The 16830-nt window shown below is 48.5% G+C and carries 16 protein-coding genes and 1 riboswitch; of the genes, 7 read left to right on the forward strand and 9 right to left on the reverse strand.

Annotated features, from left to right (window positions below):
- The first annotated feature begins 85 nt into the window (after positions 1-85).
- Complete coding sequence (gene yjgA, locus AKJ31_RS18940; protein WP_053410635.1) at positions 86-613, forward strand: ribosome biogenesis factor YjgA; 528 nt, start codon at positions 86-88, stop codon at positions 611-613.
- A gap of 60 nt (positions 614-673) precedes the next feature.
- On the opposite strand, the gene thiQ is transcribed toward yjgA, so the two are convergent.
- The 5 genes from thiQ to mpl all read right to left on the reverse strand — a co-directional run bounded on the left by thiQ (position 674) and on the right by mpl (position 6209).
- Positions 674-1387 (reverse strand): thiamine ABC transporter ATP-binding protein, encoded by a 714-nt coding sequence (gene thiQ, locus AKJ31_RS18945; RefSeq protein ID WP_053410636.1) that lies wholly within the window; start codon positions 1385-1387, stop codon positions 674-676.
- Complete coding sequence (thiP, locus tag AKJ31_RS18950) at positions 1371-2975, reverse strand: thiamine/thiamine pyrophosphate ABC transporter permease ThiP (RefSeq protein ID WP_053410637.1); 1605 nt, start codon at positions 2973-2975, stop codon at positions 1371-1373. Before thiP ends, thiQ begins: the two co-directional genes overlap by 17 nt.
- A 9-nt stretch (positions 2976-2984) precedes the next feature.
- Entirely contained in the window at positions 2985-3992 is a 1008-nt protein-coding gene (thiB, locus tag AKJ31_RS18955; RefSeq protein ID WP_053410638.1) for a thiamine ABC transporter substrate binding subunit, read from the reverse strand.
- Between the two features lie 52 nt (positions 3993-4044).
- Positions 4045-4166, reverse strand: a riboswitch (TPP riboswitch).
- A 49-nt stretch (positions 4167-4215) separates the two neighbouring features.
- Positions 4216-4842 (reverse strand): flavin prenyltransferase UbiX, encoded by a 627-nt coding sequence (locus AKJ31_RS18960; RefSeq protein WP_053410639.1) that lies wholly within the window; start codon positions 4840-4842, stop codon positions 4216-4218.
- A gap of 14 nt (positions 4843-4856) precedes the next feature.
- Positions 4857-6209 (reverse strand): UDP-N-acetylmuramate:L-alanyl-gamma-D-glutamyl-meso-diaminopimelate ligase, encoded by a 1353-nt coding sequence (gene mpl / locus AKJ31_RS18965; RefSeq protein ID WP_053410640.1) that lies wholly within the window; start codon positions 6207-6209, stop codon positions 4857-4859.
- 312 nt (positions 6210-6521) lie between these two features.
- Here mpl and fbp point away from each other — a divergent pair, with 312 nt between their 5' ends.
- Together fbp and ppa are read left to right on the forward strand one after the other, a co-directional pair.
- On the forward strand, positions 6522-7538 hold the full coding sequence (fbp, locus tag AKJ31_RS18970) for a class 1 fructose-bisphosphatase (RefSeq protein ID WP_053410641.1): 1017 nt from the start codon (positions 6522-6524) through the stop codon (positions 7536-7538).
- Between the two features lie 185 nt (positions 7539-7723).
- A complete protein-coding gene (ppa, locus tag AKJ31_RS18975) occupies positions 7724-8251 on the forward strand; it encodes an inorganic diphosphatase (RefSeq protein WP_053410642.1) in 528 nt (175 codons plus the stop codon).
- Between the two features lie 58 nt (positions 8252-8309).
- Here the strand turns inward: ppa and AKJ31_RS18980 are convergent, their stop codons facing one another.
- The 3 genes from AKJ31_RS18980 to tamA are packed head-to-tail and all read right to left on the reverse strand — an operon-like array spanning position 8310 to position 14167.
- Complete coding sequence (locus tag AKJ31_RS18980; protein WP_053410643.1) at positions 8310-8657, reverse strand: gamma-glutamylcyclotransferase family protein; 348 nt, start codon at positions 8655-8657, stop codon at positions 8310-8312.
- Between the two features lie 42 nt (positions 8658-8699).
- Entirely contained in the window at positions 8700-12458 is a 3759-nt protein-coding gene (gene tamB / locus AKJ31_RS18985; RefSeq protein WP_053410644.1) for an autotransporter assembly complex protein TamB, read from the reverse strand.
- Positions 12455-14167 carry an autotransporter assembly complex protein TamA gene (gene tamA / locus AKJ31_RS18990; protein ID WP_053410645.1) on the reverse strand — a complete coding sequence of 571 codons (1713 nt, stop codon included), beginning with the start codon at positions 14165-14167 and terminating at the stop codon, positions 12455-12457. The genes tamB and tamA overlap by 4 nt, the downstream gene beginning before the upstream one ends.
- A 117-nt stretch (positions 14168-14284) precedes the next feature.
- Between tamA and msrA the strand changes: the two genes are divergently transcribed.
- Positions 14285-14914 (forward strand): peptide-methionine (S)-S-oxide reductase MsrA, encoded by a 630-nt coding sequence (gene msrA, locus AKJ31_RS18995; RefSeq protein ID WP_053410646.1) that lies wholly within the window; start codon positions 14285-14287, stop codon positions 14912-14914.
- Between the two features lie 98 nt (positions 14915-15012).
- Here msrA and AKJ31_RS19000 read toward each other — a convergent pair whose 3' ends face one another.
- Complete coding sequence (locus tag AKJ31_RS19000; protein WP_053410647.1) at positions 15013-15213, reverse strand: DUF1107 family protein; 201 nt, start codon at positions 15211-15213, stop codon at positions 15013-15015.
- A gap of 203 nt (positions 15214-15416) precedes the next feature.
- On the opposite strand from AKJ31_RS19000, the gene AKJ31_RS19005 reads away from it, so the two are divergent.
- The 3 genes from AKJ31_RS19005 to AKJ31_RS19010 form a co-directional block, all read left to right on the forward strand.
- On the forward strand, positions 15417-15968 hold the full coding sequence (locus AKJ31_RS19005) for a YtfJ family protein (protein WP_053410648.1): 552 nt from the start codon (positions 15417-15419) through the stop codon (positions 15966-15968).
- A gap of 72 nt (positions 15969-16040) precedes the next feature.
- Positions 16041-16340 (forward strand): DUF2607 family protein, encoded by a 300-nt coding sequence (locus tag AKJ31_RS22700; RefSeq protein WP_245639076.1) that lies wholly within the window; start codon positions 16041-16043, stop codon positions 16338-16340.
- A gap of 64 nt (positions 16341-16404) precedes the next feature.
- Positions 16405-16830 (forward strand): ZrgA family zinc uptake protein (locus tag AKJ31_RS19010; protein WP_157052398.1); only part of this gene is annotated, 426 nt, incomplete at its 3' end.

The following is a 16830-nucleotide window of genomic DNA, read 5'->3' on the forward strand; positions in this document are numbered from 1 at the left end:
GCTCTCTAGGATAACAAGAATTTCGCTTTCTCCCCACGATTCTTGTTAAAATAGAGAAATAGATTGTTCAAATTAAGGCAGAGAAATGGCACGCAAAAACCAAAAAGCGCCATGGGAACCAGAAGAAGAGATCATCTGGGTAAGTAAATCCGAGATGAAACGCGACATGGAAGAGCTACAAAAGCTCGGCGAAGAGTTAGTCAACCTAAAACCTTCGGTACTGGAAAAGTTTCCATTGAGCGAAGACCTTGCAGACGCAATCAAAGATGCGCAGCGTTTTAAAAACGAAGCACGTCGTCGCCAATTGCAGTTCATCGGTAAACTCATGCGTCACGAAGACCCTGAACCAATCCAAGCGGCACTGGATAAAGTACGCAACAAGCACTCTCAGAACACCGCTGTGCTACACAAGCTAGAGCAACTGCGTGACCGCGTAGTTGAAGAAGGCGACGCAGCGATTGAAGACGTGATCGAACTTTATCCGACTGCAGACCGTCAACGTCTGCGTCAGCTTGCGCGTCAGGCGGCAAAAGAGAAGTCATCTGGCAAACCAGCGAAAGCATACCGTGAAATTTTCCAGGTGCTAAAAGAGCTGAATGACGAAGAGTACTAATTCTCTCGATAGCTAAAACGCAAAAGGCTGGTATCTCTACCAGCCTTTTTATTTATAACCCTAAACAACGAATTCACCCGCACGAACAAATTCACTCAATGCAGGATTAGGATGGTTAACCGTTAACTGGTCGATACGCCCCGAAACTTCCACTCTGCCATGAGCGACAAAGATAAAGTTCGACGCAATCGCTTTTGCATCACTAATATGGTGAGTCACCATCACTACGGTAATATTGCGCTCTTTAGCGAGTTGCTTGACCAGAGACAGCATCTCTTCACGCAATATTGGGTCAAGTGCTGAGAACGGCTCATCCAATAACCACACCGGATGCGACTGGACAAAACACCTTGCCAACGCGACGCGCTGACGCTGGCCGCCGGACAAGTGTTCAGGCAGACGGTCAAGATACTCGCTAACGCCTACTTGCTTTGCCGCATCTTCAACTTGTCGTTGCTGCTCACGACTTAGCTTCAATCCGGGTTCCAATCCCAAACCGATGTTTTCTCGCACCGTAAGATGGGCAAATAAGTTATGCTCCTGAAACAACATCGCAAACGGACGTTGATAAGGCTCTTTACCCACTACTTCGATGCCATTAGCCGAAATACTGCCTTTTTCGGGTTCGATAAAACCAGCCACTAACGCCAATAACGTCGACTTGCCAGCACCACTTGGTCCCATTAGAGCGACAATTTCACCCTTCGCCACGTGAGCATCAAAGTGGAATAGGTCATTATGGTAGTAGTAATGCACATCACTTAGCGTCAGCATAAGTCACCTTTGAATTCACTTTAAATAGGGTTTCGATCAGCGTAAAACACGCCACGCTAAGCGCCAATAGAGTTACCGATACCACTGCAGCAGCTTCCATTTGATAACTGCCCAGCAGTTGGAACAGGTACAACGGTAATGTTCTGAACTCTTGGCTACCAAACAATGCAATCGCGCTTAAGTCACCGATAGCAAACATAAAACTGATCGCGAATGCGTGCGCCATTGGTTTTTTCAACGCGCGCCATTCCACCACCCGAAATCGCTGCCAACCTCTGATTCCTAAGCTGGCGCAAACATATTGGTACTGCTGCTCGATATGCAGCATCGGCTGGGAAAGGGTTTTGATAACGTACGGCAGCCCCATCAGACCATTCACCGCAATCACGACAAAAAACGCCAAGCTGAATACGTCGGTCATGCTTCTTAGCAACAAAAACAGCCCTGTAGATACCACTAAGCCCGGAGTAACCAGAATGATAGTGCCGATCAATTCAATTTGGTCAGCGCGCTTTTCGCAATAGGTTAATCGGAGCCTACGGCTAGTGATCAAGATTGAGATACCCGCCAGCAAAGCAAATAAACTCGCCAGCGTTGCAACTTTCAATGACGCCCATAAAGCCGACCAAAATTTACTATCGCTAAACACATCAACCGCTTGGCTATTGACGCCGCTGAGAACGACCATGAACAACGGAGGCAGCACTAGTAACGCACTGAACGCAATCCAACCCCAATCCCAAAGTCTTGAAACCGAGCTGTCTTTGACCAGATAGGAATGGTGTGATGTGCTGCCTGCGCCTATCGAAATCGGTTTAGCTAACCGCTGGATTGCTAATGCCATCAAACCGCACAGCAACATTTGCCAAATCGCCAGTAAGGCCCCTGCTTGCAAATCAAAATCAAACTTTATCGCTTGATAAATAGCCAGCTCAATCGTGGTCGATTTTGGCCCGCCACCTAGTGCCATCACGGTGGCAAAACTAGTGAAACAGAGCATGAACACCAAGCCACACACGTGAGCAAGCTGCTGCTTGAGTCTCGGCCACTCAACCCATTTGAATTTCTGCCAATGCCCCATCCCTAAATGAGCGCATAGCTTATGTTGCTCTGGTGGAATCGCTTCTAACGACTGGTAAAGCAAACGTGCGGCATAAGGCAAGTTGAAGAACACATGAGCGAGCAAGATACCGTTCAACCCGTAGATCGAAAACGGCAGCTCGCCGCCAAACTGCTTTGCCAGTGAGGAGAGTAAGCCACTGTTGCCGTAAATCGCCAGCAAACCAAACACGCCCACCAAAACTGGCAGAACCAAAGTGGTCGCGAACAGTTTCAACAACAAACGTTTACCGGGAAACTCACGGCGAGAAAGCGCATGAGCGACTGGAATCGCTAAACCCACACTCAGCAACGTCGAGAGAAACGACTGATAGAAACTGAACTTAGTGACATGACGATAGTAAGGATCTTGCCAGACCTGCATGATGTTCAAAGATGGCGCTTCAAGCAGCAAAGCGCCTAAGGCTGAAACAACAAAGGTCGCGATAATCATCGCGACCCATAAGCCTATTTTAGGAGTACTACGCAAGGTTAGCCTTTAGAAAGTAAGCGCATTTTGCCATTCGCGGATCCATGCTTTACGGTTTTCAGCCACTTCCTCTGCGCTGAAACTCAAGGATTTACTTGGTAGAGTCAAAGTATCAAAACCTTGTGGTAATTCGACCTCAGTCACTGGGTACATCCAGTTGCCTGTTGGCATCACAGTCTGGAACTCGTCACTCAAAATAAACGCCATGAACTCATCCGCCAGAGCTTCGTTTTGCGCACCTTTCACTTTTGCCGCGACTTCGACCTGAGTGTAGTGACCTTCAGCAAAATCCGCCGCCGCAAACTTAGCGTCGTTTTCCGCAATCAGGTGATAAGCCGGAGAAGTAGTGTAAGACAACACTAGATCTGACTCGCCTTCAAGGAACATTGAGTACGCTTCCGACCAACCTTTGGTGACTGTGACGGTTTTCTTCGCCAGTTGTTTCCATGCTTGAGTCGCATCATCGCCGTATACTGACTTCATCCACAACATCAGACCTTGGCCCGGAGTCGAAGTACGCGGATCTTGGTAGATCACTTTTAAGTCATCGCGAGATTCAACCAACTCTTTCAGGCTCTTTGGCGGGTTAGCTAGCTTCTCTTTGTTGTAAACAAACGCGAAGTAACCAAAATCGTATGGCACAAAAGTCTTATCCTTCCACCCGTTTGGCAACGTAATTGCTTGAGTGTCAACGCTGTGATCAGCAAGCAAACCCGTTTGCTTCGCTTCCGCCATCAAGTTGTTATCTAAGCCTAAAACGATATCCGCTTTGCTGTTGTCGCCTTCGAGACGCAAGCGATTGAGGATCGACACACCATCGTCCAGAGCGACAAAATTCACGTCACAGCCACATTTTGCTTCAAATGCTTTTTCTACTGCTGGACCTGGTCCCCAATCAGCAGCAAACGAATCATAAGTGTAAACGGTCAGAGTTTTGTCTGCGGCCAACGCAGAGAATGATGTTAATGTTGCTAGGGCAATCGCGCTGATTGAAATCGTACTTAGAGTGGTTTTCACTGCTCGCTCTCTCCGTATTGAGCGGCACAGGCTTGAGGGACAGGGTGGAAATGGATTGTCCAAACTCAATTCCTACGCCAGCATTATCTGGTTCAGGTACACGGGTCCCGAGCGTCGGCTCGATCTCAGCTTCGCCTATCATTGATAGGATCAATAGCTCCCCGATGAGTATCGCGGAAATTGTAATCTTTAAATCAGTTGATAGCTAGTGCTAACCACTGTGTTAACCACGCTGATCGTACCCCCACCTTGGCACCAAGCCTTGCTCGATACCCAGATGATCCAAAATACGCGCGACCATAAAATCGACAAGATCTTCGATCGATTGTGGCTGATGATAAAAACCTGGCGCGGCAGGCATAATGGTGACGCCCATTTGCGACAACTTGTGCATGTTTTCTAAGTGCAAGGTAGAAAACGGGGTTTCGCGCACCACCAGCAATAACTGACCACGCTCTTTCATCACCACATCGGCGGCTCGCTCGATCAGGTTGTCTGACATGCCATGGGCGATTGCCGCGACACTCCCCGCTGAACAAGGACAAACTACCATTTGTTTTGGCGCCGCAGAACCAGAAGCGACCGGAGAGAACCAGTCGTCTTTGCCACAAACTGTAAGTTTTTCTGGGTCACAGTTAAGATGCTCGACTAGCGCTTGCTTTGCCGCGTCAGGATTGCCCGGAAGTTTTAGACCGTGTTCTGTCGCCAGTACCACGCGCGCAGCCGATGAAATCAACAGATACACTTGATAATCAGCCGCCAATAAGCACTCTAATAACCGCAAGCCGTAAGGTGCTCCAGACGCTCCGGTAAACGCTAACGTGATCGCTTTTTGTTGTTTACTACTCATAGTTCTACACTAAATTATTCGCCCAGCTTCGCCAGTAATTTGCCGTGAATACCTTCAAAACCGCCGTTACTCATGATCAGTATTTGGTCGCCCGCTTTGGCTTCAGCCACGATCATTTCAACCAGCTCATCGACATTAGCGGAGACTTTCGCTGGTTGCGAGCATTGCTCAGCTACCGCTTCAACTGACCAATCGATGGTTTCTGGTTGATAAAGAAATACTTGGTCTGCTGCATTTAGCGAGGCCGCCAAAGTATCTTTGTGTACGCCACGTTTCATCGTCGCGCTGCGCGGCTCAAGGACCGCGAGAATACGTTGTTCACCGACTTTATTACGCAGGCCACCCAGCGTCAGTTCAATTGCCGTCGGATGGTGAGCAAAATCGTCATACACGGTGACACCATTTACTTCGCCTTTTAACTCTAGGCGACGTTTGGTATTAATGAATGAAGCCAACGCTTCACAGGCAAGATCCGGAGTTACGCCCACGTGACGAGCGGCGGCAATCGCCATCAGCGCGTTATCAACGTTATGGTCACCGACCAAATCCCACTTGACCGTACCGACTTCTTCGCCTTGGAATCGCACTTTAAACTGCGAGCCATCTAGCACCAGTTTTTCCGCCTGCCAATCGCCTAGCTCTCCGCTGAACTCGGTTTCGCTCCAACAGCCGCGCTCCAGTACGTCTTGCAGTGCTTTATCTTGCTTAGGCGCCAAGATACGACCATTGCCCGGAACAGTGCGCACTAAATGGTGGAATTGGCGCTTGATCGCTTCCAGATCGTCAAAGATATCCGCATGATCGAACTCTAGATTGTTCATCACTAGGGTGCGCGGGTGATAATGCACGAACTTAGAACGCTTATCGAAAAAAGCACTGTCATATTCGTCCGCTTCAACGACGAAAAACATGCTTTCGCCCAAACGCGCCGACACACCAAAGTTCCCCAATACCCCACCCACGAGGAACCCCGGTTGGTAACCACACTTCTCCAATACCCAAGCCAGCATGCTCGAGGTGGTGGTTTTACCGTGCGTCCCTGACACCGCAAGAACCCAGCGATCGTGTAGCAAAAACTCTTGCAGCCATTGCGGGCCGGACGTGTAACGCAGGTTGGAATTCAGTACGTGCTCAACACACGGGTTGCCACGACTCATCGCGTTACCAATCACGACAAGGTCAGGGGCTGGGTCAAGCTGAGAAGGATCGAAACCTTCTATAATTTCAATACCTTGAGATTCGAGCAACGTGCTCATCGGTGGATAAACATTGGCATCACTGCCCGTCACTTTGTGTCCGAGCTGACGAGCCAAAACTGCGGCACCACCCATAAATGTGCCGCAAATCCCTAAGATATGAATATGCATAAACTGACCTTATCGCAGGCAAAAAATCTATCGCTCATTATGGCGATAAAGTACTGAAAAGCGAACTACTTTGATCACTGTGTGACCTTGAGGCCAATTAATTGCTTACGCGACATACAAGGAATTAATCTCTCAGTGAGCAATGTAATCCGTTGCAAGGTCGACAAATAAATTGAGATCTCAATCAGTTAGTTCATTACCAATAAAAAGATTCGACTCTTACAATATATGCAGGCGAGCAACATAAGATTCGACAGAAATCCCAACCGCCCACTCCCCCAATATTTGAAGCGATTTTTTTAAGGAAAACTCATGTCTGGTATGCGCACCCTTGGCGAGTTCATTGTAGAAAAACAAGCGGACTTTCCCCACGCAAGCGGTGATTTATCATCCCTACTATCTTCTATTCGCCTTGCTGCAAAAATTGTGAACCGCGAAATCAACGCGGCTGGCCTCGGTGACATTACTGGCGCTGTTGGCACACAAAACGTTCAAGGTGAAGCTCAACAAAAACTTGATGTCTACGCCAACGACAAGTTCAAAGCAGCACTCGAAGCACGTGACCAAGTGTGTGGTGTGGCGAGTGAAGAAGAAGACGAAGCGGTCGCGTTTAATAAAGAGCTCAACAAAAACGCGAAATACGTGGTCTTGATGGACCCACTAGACGGTTCTTCAAACATCGACGTGAACGTGTCAGTCGGTACGATTTTCTCAATCTACCGCCGTGTATCTCCGATTGGTACTCCTCCAACTGAAGAAGATTTCCTTCAGCCAGGTCACAAACAAGTGGCTGCGGGCTATGTGATTTACGGTTCATCGACCATGCTGGTTTACACCACGGGTAACGGCGTGAACGGTTTCACCTACGACCCATCTTTGGGTACGTTCTGCCTATCGCACGAAAATATGATGATTCCAGAAGACGGACACATTTACTCGATCAACGAAGGTAACTACATCCGCTTCCCTCTGGGTGTGAAAAAGTACATCAAATACTGTCAGGAAAGTGCGCCTGAAGAAGGTCGCCCTTACACCTCTCGCTATATCGGTTCACTGGTGGCGGACTTCCACCGCAACCTATTGAAAGGCGGTATTTACCTTTACCCAAGTACCGAGAGTAACCCGAACGGTAAACTGCGCTTGCTTTACGAATGCAACCCGATGGCGTTCCTGATTGAACAAGCTGGCGGTTTGGCGTCTGATGGTGAAAATCGCATTATGGACTTAGAGCCACAAGAACTTCACCAACGCGTACCGTTCTTTGTCGGTTCGAAGAACATGGTGAGGAAAGTGGAACAGTTCCTTGAGCAGAATCGCGAAGAACAGTAATTCACTCGAAGTAAAAAGGCGCTCATTGAGCGCCTTTTTCGTATTTTCTTGAGCTATATCGTGCCTTTCTCGTTTACATAAAACCGAGTTTAGCAGTAAGGTATTTTGGTTAAAATTTCAGCCCATATAACTCCAAATGCTGTGTAAAATTGGTATTGGGGTATAAAACAAAAAGGAACTTTAAAATGAGCTTAAACAACGTACCAGCAGGCAAATCACTTCCTGATGATATCTACGTGGTTATCGAGATCCCTGCGAATGCGGACCCAATCAAATACGAAGTCGACAAAGATTCCGGTGCGGTATTTGTAGACCGTTTTATGTCTGCACCTATGTTCTACCCTTGCAACTACGGCTATGTAAACCACACATTATCACTCGATGGTGACCCAGTCGATGTACTGGTTCCAACGCCTCACCCTCTAATGCCAGGCTCTGTAATTCGTTGTCGTCCCGTTGGCGTATTAAAGATGACCGACGAATCAGGTGAAGACGCGAAAGTGGTCGCGGTACCACACACCAAACTGAGCAAAGAGTATGACCACATCAATGACGTCGATGACCTACCAGAGCTGCTCAAAGCACAAATCACCCACTTCTTCGAGCGCTACAAAGAGCTAGAAGCGGGTAAATGGGTTAAGGTCGATGGCTGGGAAGATGCCGAGTCAGCGCGCAAAGAAATCCTTGAGTCTTACGAGCGCGCACAAAAATAATCGCTTTTACAGAGACAAAAAGAGCCAGCATTGCTGGCTCTTTTTCATTGAACTGATACTAAACGCGTTGACACCAATCGCCAGACGACACCAGCACGTCTAGCTGGCTGCTGTCTTGGTACATATAAAACCACGCTTCGCCAAACGGGGTATCAATACGCTCACGGCGATATTCGACTGGGACATCTTCTAACACGTCGATGCGTGCCAGAGTCTCATCATCGATCAAGTACACTTCACCTTGAATCGAGCTATGCCCTTCAATCACCGCAGGATGCGAACCCAAATCGTATAGCGAATACTGAGGTAAGGTTTCATGTCTGCCCAAGAACTCTGAATTGACTAAGAATTCTTGGTTGCTCTCACCTTTTCGCAAAGTGCCATAAACAAATAACAAATGCTGCATAGTCTTCCTTGAACCTACCTCAATTGAAGTTGCTAAGTCGCCTTAGTTAAATTCAAACTGGTACAAAATGTCAACTGCGCTGCTCACTCCGGTTACCGCTTCGACGTAAAGATCCTTCATCAACCTGTAACGCACGGTAAACTCGCCGACCGAATCAAAGATACCAATACCATACTTAACCTGCAGCCCTGGCATGATGTAGCCGCTCACGGTTACTTGCGAATCGTCACCAGAACCTGCGGTATCCAACTGTAAATCCTGCACACCAAACGCCTCACCCAGTTCTCCGACCACACGGCCACTCTTCGCCAAGCTCAAACCAATCAGAGTCGTGGTCATCGCGTTACCGCCTGACTCACCATCGATATCCTGACCACGTAATAAGTAGGATAGCGCATTGGCTTGTGGCATCGACGGCTCAGAGAAAATCGCGACCGTTGGCTCACTGGCTGGTCCCGACACTCGCACACCAGCAACCACATCGTCTTGGGTATTGTCTGGGTTTCGGATCGCGGTGATTTGCACGTATGGCTGGTCAACCGGGCCGCTCATCAAGATCTTACCTTCTTCGATGATCAAGTCTTGGCCAAATGAGCGGTACGAACCATCGATAATGTTCACTTCACCGGTAATAAACGGACCTTTATCTTTTTGAGCCACATTTAAGCGACCGCGTAGATCGCCTTCCAGACCAAATGCCGACAACTTAAAGTCGTCGCCAATATTGATGTTGATGTCGGTTTCTACCGCAAACGGCATCACAGACTCTTCACTGACTGGCTCTAGGTTTTCATTCAAGATCACTTGGTCTTTCGATAGACCCGTTGCGCTCGGCGGTAGCTGCTCAACGACAACGCGTCCCCAAGGCAATGAAATATCCCCTTGGATCTTGGCATAATTCGGCGAGGCGTTAATCGTCATGTCTGGCACGACTTTGATCGTCGCCATCGGTGGCACTTCGACTTTCAACTCATCGGCAAACACACGCAACTTACTGCGCCAATCCTGCATGCTTTGCCAATCGGCGTCACCTTGCAGTTGTAAGGTGCCGTCTGGGGTATTCAGCGCGGCATTAAGGTCAGCCTGATAGCCAGCAAAGTTGATCGCTAATTCACCCGAATCAATCTGCACCGGTGACACCGCACCTTGCAGTTTCATACTGTCGATCAGGAACTTACCGTTTACCTTTGGATGCAAAATGGGACCGCTAATCGCGAGGTCGGTTGAGATGTTCGATTTCAGCTCGCTGTGCTCGCCCAGTAGCGGGCTAAGAAAGTCGAGATGAAAGGTCGAGAGATTGAGCTGACCATCTATCAACCTGTTCTCACTCAACACATTCGGAATCCTTACCTGACCAGTCAAATCTCCATTATCAGTCACATCCAGCGACCATTTTGCTTGTAAGCGGTCTTTGACCAATGTGGCGTTTAACATCACTTTGTCCCAGCCGAGTTCAAGCGGCTGGTTGAGTTTCTGCGATACACCACCTTGTGGCAGTTCTAGGTCCAGTTTGACTTCCGGAGACTGATTGGCCGACCACTTCGCCCAAACATGCGCGTTGGCTTCACCGAACAACTCAGTTTCCGGCGGTAAGAATTGGGCGATTTGAGTAAAGTTAAACTGGTTGATCGACAGCTTCGCTTCACCGGCTTCTCCCACCTTGATATCTTCGTCAAGACACAGCGATGAGTCCGCTTGCAACCAACAATGTGCCGCGACAGACGCTTGCTGGCTCTTCATATCAAAGCCTAGCTTGGTCGCTTGATTCAACTCCCACTCACCTTGTTGAGACGAGAGCAGCATTCGCTCCAATTGCCCAGCCCATTTGATCGAAGGCTTGTCAGTCAAAGAGCCAGATAGTGCCAAACTGGTCGAGACGAGATTAGAATCCACGTCCAACGTCAGGTTGTGCTGGCTTTGGTCACCGTTAAAGGTCAGCAATAAATCGTTAAGCAGGTAATCTTGGTAAGCACCACCTTCAAGCTCGAGAGTAATATTACCTTTTGGCTCTGGCAAAGGGGTCACATCACCGCTCAAAGTGATGTGTTTGACTTTGTACTGCTGCTGGAAATCAATCGCATCCACATCGAGCGCAAGTTTTACCTTCGGCTCTTTCATCGGGCCACGCAAGTGGACATCACCAATCGCCTTGCCCGATAGTTCAGGTACCGACTTGGCTAATTCAGGTAAATCCAACGACAATGACATACGCCACTCTTCGCTTAAGCTACCTTTCGCTTCGACATTGTTCGGACCATGGGACAGAACCAGCCCTGGTGTATCTAACTTAAACTGGCCTTTCCCTGCCATATCAGACGCCGTCAGTTGACCTTCAATATTTAACGGATATTCACGTAGGATGCCGTCAATATCGAGCTGACTCACCGCAACTTGCCAACCACCCTGCTGCGTCAATGAACCTGTGGTGGATATAGTACCGCTGATATCGCCTTCGGCTTCAGGCCACTGCAAACCGGGTTGAATATGCTCGAGTGATAAGTTTGCCAACCAATTTAGCGGTTGCTTCCAGTTCACCATCGCATCGCCATTGACTGAGCCGCCCAAGGTATTTAGCGTTAAAGCGCTGAGCTCAACTTGTTCTAGGTTACCTTTACCTTCCAACGTTAAGTCTATATCTGGCAGCTCTTTGCCCGATAATTGCGTAACAAGGTTGAGGCTATAACCCTTGAGTGAGCCTTTCCCCGACAGGTTGTCGACGTTAACAAAATAATCCCCTTCACCGACCAACGGCCATTGCGCCTTGGTTTTATCGAGCACAATGTCAAACGGTATGTCTCGGTCAAGCAGAGCCAGTTTCGCTTGTAGATCAGCCTCAGCCAATGCACGCAATTGTGCTTGTAAATCCAGCTGAGCAATGCTGCCTTTCGCACTCAGCGACAACTTCTGACCTTTTGCCATCGGGTCTTTGACCGTCGCATCGAGTTGTAGAGAGAGTGGATAATCTTGTTTGAGCGTCACCTTGGAGTTTAACTTACCCTGCACTTGCGGCATATCCAACTCTAGCGTCGGAACCGACACATTCGAGCCCGCTGCGCTGGCTTGTAATCCTAAGTGATGAACGATAATCGGCATTGCTTGCTGCAGCTTAAAGTCTCGAACATCTAGACGCGCCAAATCAACTTGCAGTGGTAACACGACGTCTGGCAGTACGATCGCACTCGGTTCACCAGTGCTCTCTGGCTCTGGTTCAGCGTCACTCGGCGTAGTCTCAGCCAGCGCAATATGGATCTTGTTCAACTCGGTTTTACTGACTTGAAGGCGGTTACCCTGAAATGAGAGTGCAGTGGTAAAACTCTCCCAACTGATTTGATTGCCCAACACGTTAAGATCGATATTGCTCAGCGAAATGCGACCAACCTTAACCGGAATCGGAGTAGTGATGTTCCCCAGCGGCGCAGATTCTTGCTCTGGTTCAGCTTCGGTTTGAGGCGGTAGCTCAGGCAGTGAAAATGCCAAGCCGTCGATCGCCAGTTCGTCGATACAAACACTGGCTTCGGTAAAACAGGTGGAGTTAATGCCTAACGTCACCGCGTTTATTTTGCTATCAACGCCAAGCTCAGGATCGACAAACTCAACCTGATTGAGGGTAAAGCGGGGAAGCAAAGCACCACTGTAAGATGCAACGTTAAGCTGAGGAACAAACTTCTCGCCAGCCCATAAAATTACGCCTAAGCCGGGTTTGGTAAACAATAAAAAACCGACCGCGAGCAGCAGCGCTAACAGGATGCCGCCAAACGACAGCGACAACCACTTTGACCATTTTAATACCACTCTGGTCATAGTTCAGGCCCCAATGAAAAGTGAATCTTAAAGTCAGTAGGATCTTTATCTAAGCCCCATGCAAAGTCTAAGCGGATCGGACCGACAGGTGACGCCCAGCGCACACCAACACCTGTGCCACGCTTAAATTCCGGCGTGTCGTTAAACGCATCACCATAATCGTAGAACAGCGCCCCCCACCAGTTACCATAGAGTCGGTATTGGTATTCAAGTGAGGTCGTCGCAATGTATTTTGCACCGGTTAACGCGCCGCTTTCGTCTTTTGGCGAAATCGATTCGTAACCGTAACCACGCAGGTTGTTGTCACCACCAGCAAAGAAACGCAGCGACGGCGAGAGTTTATCAAAGTCATCGGCGAAGTTGGCACCACCGTCAATACGGAACAAGCCACGATGGTTTTCTCCCGCACTGCGTATCCACTTCATCCCACCAAGGACACGAATCACGTCGGTTTCAGACAACGCGTTTTCGCTACCATATTCAAGCGTAATGTACTGGCTGTCGCCCCACGTTGGCATCGCCCCACCACGAGCACGAATACGGGAGAATGTAATGCCGGGTAGCAAGAACTGAGCGTTGTCATCTTGCAAACCTTGTTCATAGTTTTCCAGCAAGTAACGAATGAAGATGGTACGATTCCAATCATTGTCGAGCTTCCAGTGCCTTTCTAGAGCCAGGTTCGATTCGATACTTTTGGTGTCACGGCTATCCACCCGCTTCATACCATAATGAATACGGTAGTAGTCGTTGAGTACGTCTTCAAGCGGAATGCGATAGCTCGCCGTCAAGGTTTGCTCGGGGCTCGAGACTGATAAGCTGCTGTCGAAACTATGGCCTAGGCTATTTACCCACGGGCGTTTCCACTTCAATGACGCGCGCACATCGACATCGGTTGAGTAACCCAAACCGGTTTCTAACTGGTGACGAGCTTGCGGCGCGAGAGAGACTTTCATTGGCAGCTCACGCCCTTCCCCCAGCAGCGACAAATCGGGCTCAACCAATACCGATGAGAACCAATCGGTATTGGACAGATTCTGGTTGTATTCGCCCACTTGGGACACCAAATAAGGATCACCTTCTTGAAACGGCGACAAAGAGCGAACGCGCTCAATCTTAATCTGGCTACCGGTAATTTCGGTCGCGCCAAAGTGGTAACGGATGCCGCTATCAAAATGTAGTCTGACAAATGCTTGGTAAAGATCGGGAGCGATCTCTAAGCGGCTGGTGGTAAACTTGGCGTCAAAGTAGCCTTTTTGCAGACCAAGGTTGCGCAGCTTGGACTTGAGCGAGTCGTACTCACCGTGATTGAGTCGTTCGCCTTTTTTAAGTCCACTCGCTTCAATCGCAGCGATAAAGTCTGGGTCATCTTTGGCTTCACCGGTAATGACAATTTCGACTTCTTTGTAGCGAACCGAGCTGCCTTGAGACACTTTAACGATTAGCTCGGTCTTATCTTCAGAGACTTCAAATTCGAAGGTCGGCTGGTAGTAACCCACCGCGTTCAACGCTTCGGTAATCGTGCGCTGCAAACGCGCTTGAAAGCGGATACTGGTGCTGTATTCTTCTTTGGGAATAGCCGATAAGTAAGCATCGACATTATCTTTACGGAAACTTTTTAACCCTTCAATTGTTAATTCTACTTCCTGAGCTTGTACCAGCATCGGTGAGAGAATAACGGCAAACAAAAGTGGTAAAGGGTTTCGTAACATGCTTAATTATCTTTGTTAATCAGATACCGGAATAATAACGCCTGCGAATAGATAAGTCTGTATGAAAACTGTGAATTAGATAATCCACATTACAATAAATCAGCAAGGAAAGTTACGATGCTCGACAAACAACAAATGATCGCCCCTGAAAACGCATTACCAGGTCGCGATGTCCCGATGGCGATTGACGACACCCACTTCGTTAATCACTCTAGTCTCACCGCAGCACCTAGCGGAAATCAGCAACAAGTCTTACTTGGTATGGGCTGCTTCTGGGGCGCTGAACGCGTATTTTGGCAACTGGATGGCGTAGTAAGCACATCGGTTGGTTATGCTGGCGGATACACACCAAACCCAACCTATGAAGAAGTATGTACTGGTCACACCGGCCACACAGAAGTTGTGCGAGTGGTGTTTGATAGCGACAAGCTCAGCCTTCAAGAGCTACTCAAAACGTTTTGGGAGAAACACGACCCGACGCAAGGCATGCGCCAAGGAAACGACCGTGGCACTCAGTACCGTTCAGCAATCTATGTTTTTGACGACCAGCAAATGCAGGTAGCATTGCAATCTAAGCGTGATTACCAAGTGTTACTAGGCGCACAGCATGACGAGATCACAACCGAAGTTCTGTCGGCGAGCAATTACTACTATGCGGAAAACTACCACCAGCAATACCTCGCCAAGAATCCCGATGGATACTGCGGTATCGGTGGCACAGGTGTATGTTTCCCACCAGAGAAATAACCGAAATAAATAACAAAGAAACCTAGACTCGGGTTAAGAACAAAAAAGTCGCCATTGGGCGACTTTTTACTAGAAAGCTTAAGAGAATCTAGGTGCGACTACGCGGAGAGCGTTTCGATCGCTTTATTGATTTGGCGGTAAACATTCAGTTTCTCGCGGTTGTTGACGTCGGGCACCAACACTTTGCCGTTATCAAACGCAAACTCCCCAACGCCAGCGATAACAAACTGCCCTTTAAATAGGGTCTTAACAAAACGTGCCACCTGTTGTGGACGATGTGCAGAAAACTCACGCAGCATAGCGACTCCAAATTCCATTTGCGAAAATTATTGTTCTTTTTGATCTGCTCTATTCCTTGAGCTTCAGCACATTATACCGCAATCTCATGAAATGTATATTTTTTGTTAAAAATAGAGTTTGAGCACTTTCTGACCATCGAGGTAAGCACACTCCGATTGAATTCGTTATATACTTTTTCCGCTTACTAAAAAGGACCATAACAATGAAAAGTAAAACTCTCCTCGCGGTTGCAATAGCGTGCTCTCCAATGCTAGCTGCTGCTCACAACCTGACTATCGGTGGCCAAGTCCCTGTAGTTTCGGTCGATAAACACGGCGAAATCGTGCTCAACGGCGATAACACCGGATACCAAAACTGGGCGAGCCAAGACATGCTTGGCAAAGTGCGCGTCATCCAAGCGATCGCTGGCCGCAGTAGCTCGAAAGAGATGAATGCGCCGTTGATGACCGCGCTAACTGCAGCAAAACTGCCTGAAGCGAATTACCAAACCACAACCATCATCAACCAAGACGATGCGATTTGGGGGACAGGCTCCTTCGTTAAGTCGTCGGCAGAAGACAGCAAACAAGAATTTCCTTGGTCTTCAATGGTGTTGGATGAAAATGGAAAAGTGGCGAAAACTTGGGATTTGAAACCAGAATCTTCAGCGATCATCGTGCAGGACAAGCAAGGCAAGGTGCTGTTTGTAAAAGAAGGCGCACTGTCAGATGACGAAGTAAAACAGGTTATTGGTCTGATTAAAGACAACATCTGATCGTAATTGCACTTCGCGTTTAAAAAGGAATTGTTATAACATAACAGTTCCTTTTTGTTTGGTTGTTTGCTTGTGTCACGACGTTATTCACATTCCGTCCGATTTGCTATCGTTGCGCTGTGCAGTGTCTTACTGACGCTGTGGATGAACGTGGCGTTTATCCAGCATCAATACGACCTTGCTCCCACCCACCATCAGGAACATCATTGCCAGCTGTTTGCCTGTGCACAACACGGTGCCAGCGCGGCAACCATTACTTTTGAAGATACATCGTTACCCGATGTGTTTGCCTCAGAAGATAGCTATCACTACTTGGCGTCCGCCACGTTTGGCTATTTGGCGCGCTCCCCCCCACTCAATCCTAACGCTTAACCTGTTTTTCCCTGCCAATACGCAGGCGATTTTTCACAACTTAAGAATGTAGTTAGGATTTAGTATGTACAAGTATTCACCACTCGCGGCACTGGTCGCGCTGACTTTGAGCCAAACGGTTTACGCTGAAGATGAACACCGCCAACATGACGCGCATGTCCACGGCGAAGTCGAGCTGAATATTGCCCAAGACGGCAAAGAGCTATTGATTGAAATTACCGCGCCAGGAGCGGATGTGGTTGGTTTTGAGCATGTGGCGCAAACAGAAGAGCAACTGCACAAGTTAAAAGATGCCGAGTCTAAATTGACGGACGCAAGCCGTGTGTTTAGTTTGAGTAAAAGTGCCAATTGTACACTGACCCACCAGCGTGTTTCGCATACTCTGGGCGCGGATGATGACCACGACCACGACCACGACCACGACCACGACCACGACCACGACCACGACCACGACCACGACCACGACCATCATAATGACGCCGATTACGAA

It is taken from the genome of Vibrio hepatarius (genome assembly GCF_001274785.1).
Taxonomy (GTDB): Bacteria; Pseudomonadota; Gammaproteobacteria; order Enterobacterales; family Vibrionaceae; genus Vibrio; species Vibrio hepatarius.

Bases quoted from the DNA above. Each gene is read 5' to 3' on its own strand.
- yjgA (WP_053410635.1), top strand. From the start codon at position 86: ATGGCACGCAAAAACCAAAAAGCGCCATGGGAACCAGAAGAAGAGATC.
- thiQ (WP_053410636.1), bottom strand. From the start codon at position 1,387: ATGCTGACGCTAAGTGATGTGCATTACTACTACCATAATGACCTATTC.
- AKJ31_RS18960 (WP_053410639.1), bottom strand. From the start codon at position 4,842: ATGAGTAGTAAACAACAAAAAGCGATCACGTTAGCGTTTACCGGAGCG.
- mpl (WP_053410640.1), bottom strand. From the start codon at position 6,209: ATGCATATTCATATCTTAGGGATTTGCGGCACATTTATGGGTGGTGCC.
- fbp (WP_053410641.1), top strand. From the start codon at position 6,522: ATGTCTGGTATGCGCACCCTTGGCGAGTTCATTGTAGAAAAACAAGCG.
- ppa (WP_053410642.1), top strand. From the start codon at position 7,724: ATGAGCTTAAACAACGTACCAGCAGGCAAATCACTTCCTGATGATATC.
- AKJ31_RS18980 (WP_053410643.1), bottom strand. From the start codon at position 8,657: ATGCAGCATTTGTTATTTGTTTATGGCACTTTGCGAAAAGGTGAGAGC.
- tamB (WP_053410644.1), bottom strand. From the start codon at position 12,458: ATGACCAGAGTGGTATTAAAATGGTCAAAGTGGTTGTCGCTGTCGTTT.
- tamA (WP_053410645.1), bottom strand. From the start codon at position 14,167: ATGTTACGAAACCCTTTACCACTTTTGTTTGCCGTTATTCTCTCACCG.
- msrA (WP_053410646.1), top strand. From the start codon at position 14,285: ATGCTCGACAAACAACAAATGATCGCCCCTGAAAACGCATTACCAGGT.
- AKJ31_RS19000 (WP_053410647.1), bottom strand. From the start codon at position 15,213: ATGCTGCGTGAGTTTTCTGCACATCGTCCACAACAGGTGGCACGTTTT.
- AKJ31_RS19005 (WP_053410648.1), top strand. From the start codon at position 15,417: ATGAAAAGTAAAACTCTCCTCGCGGTTGCAATAGCGTGCTCTCCAATG.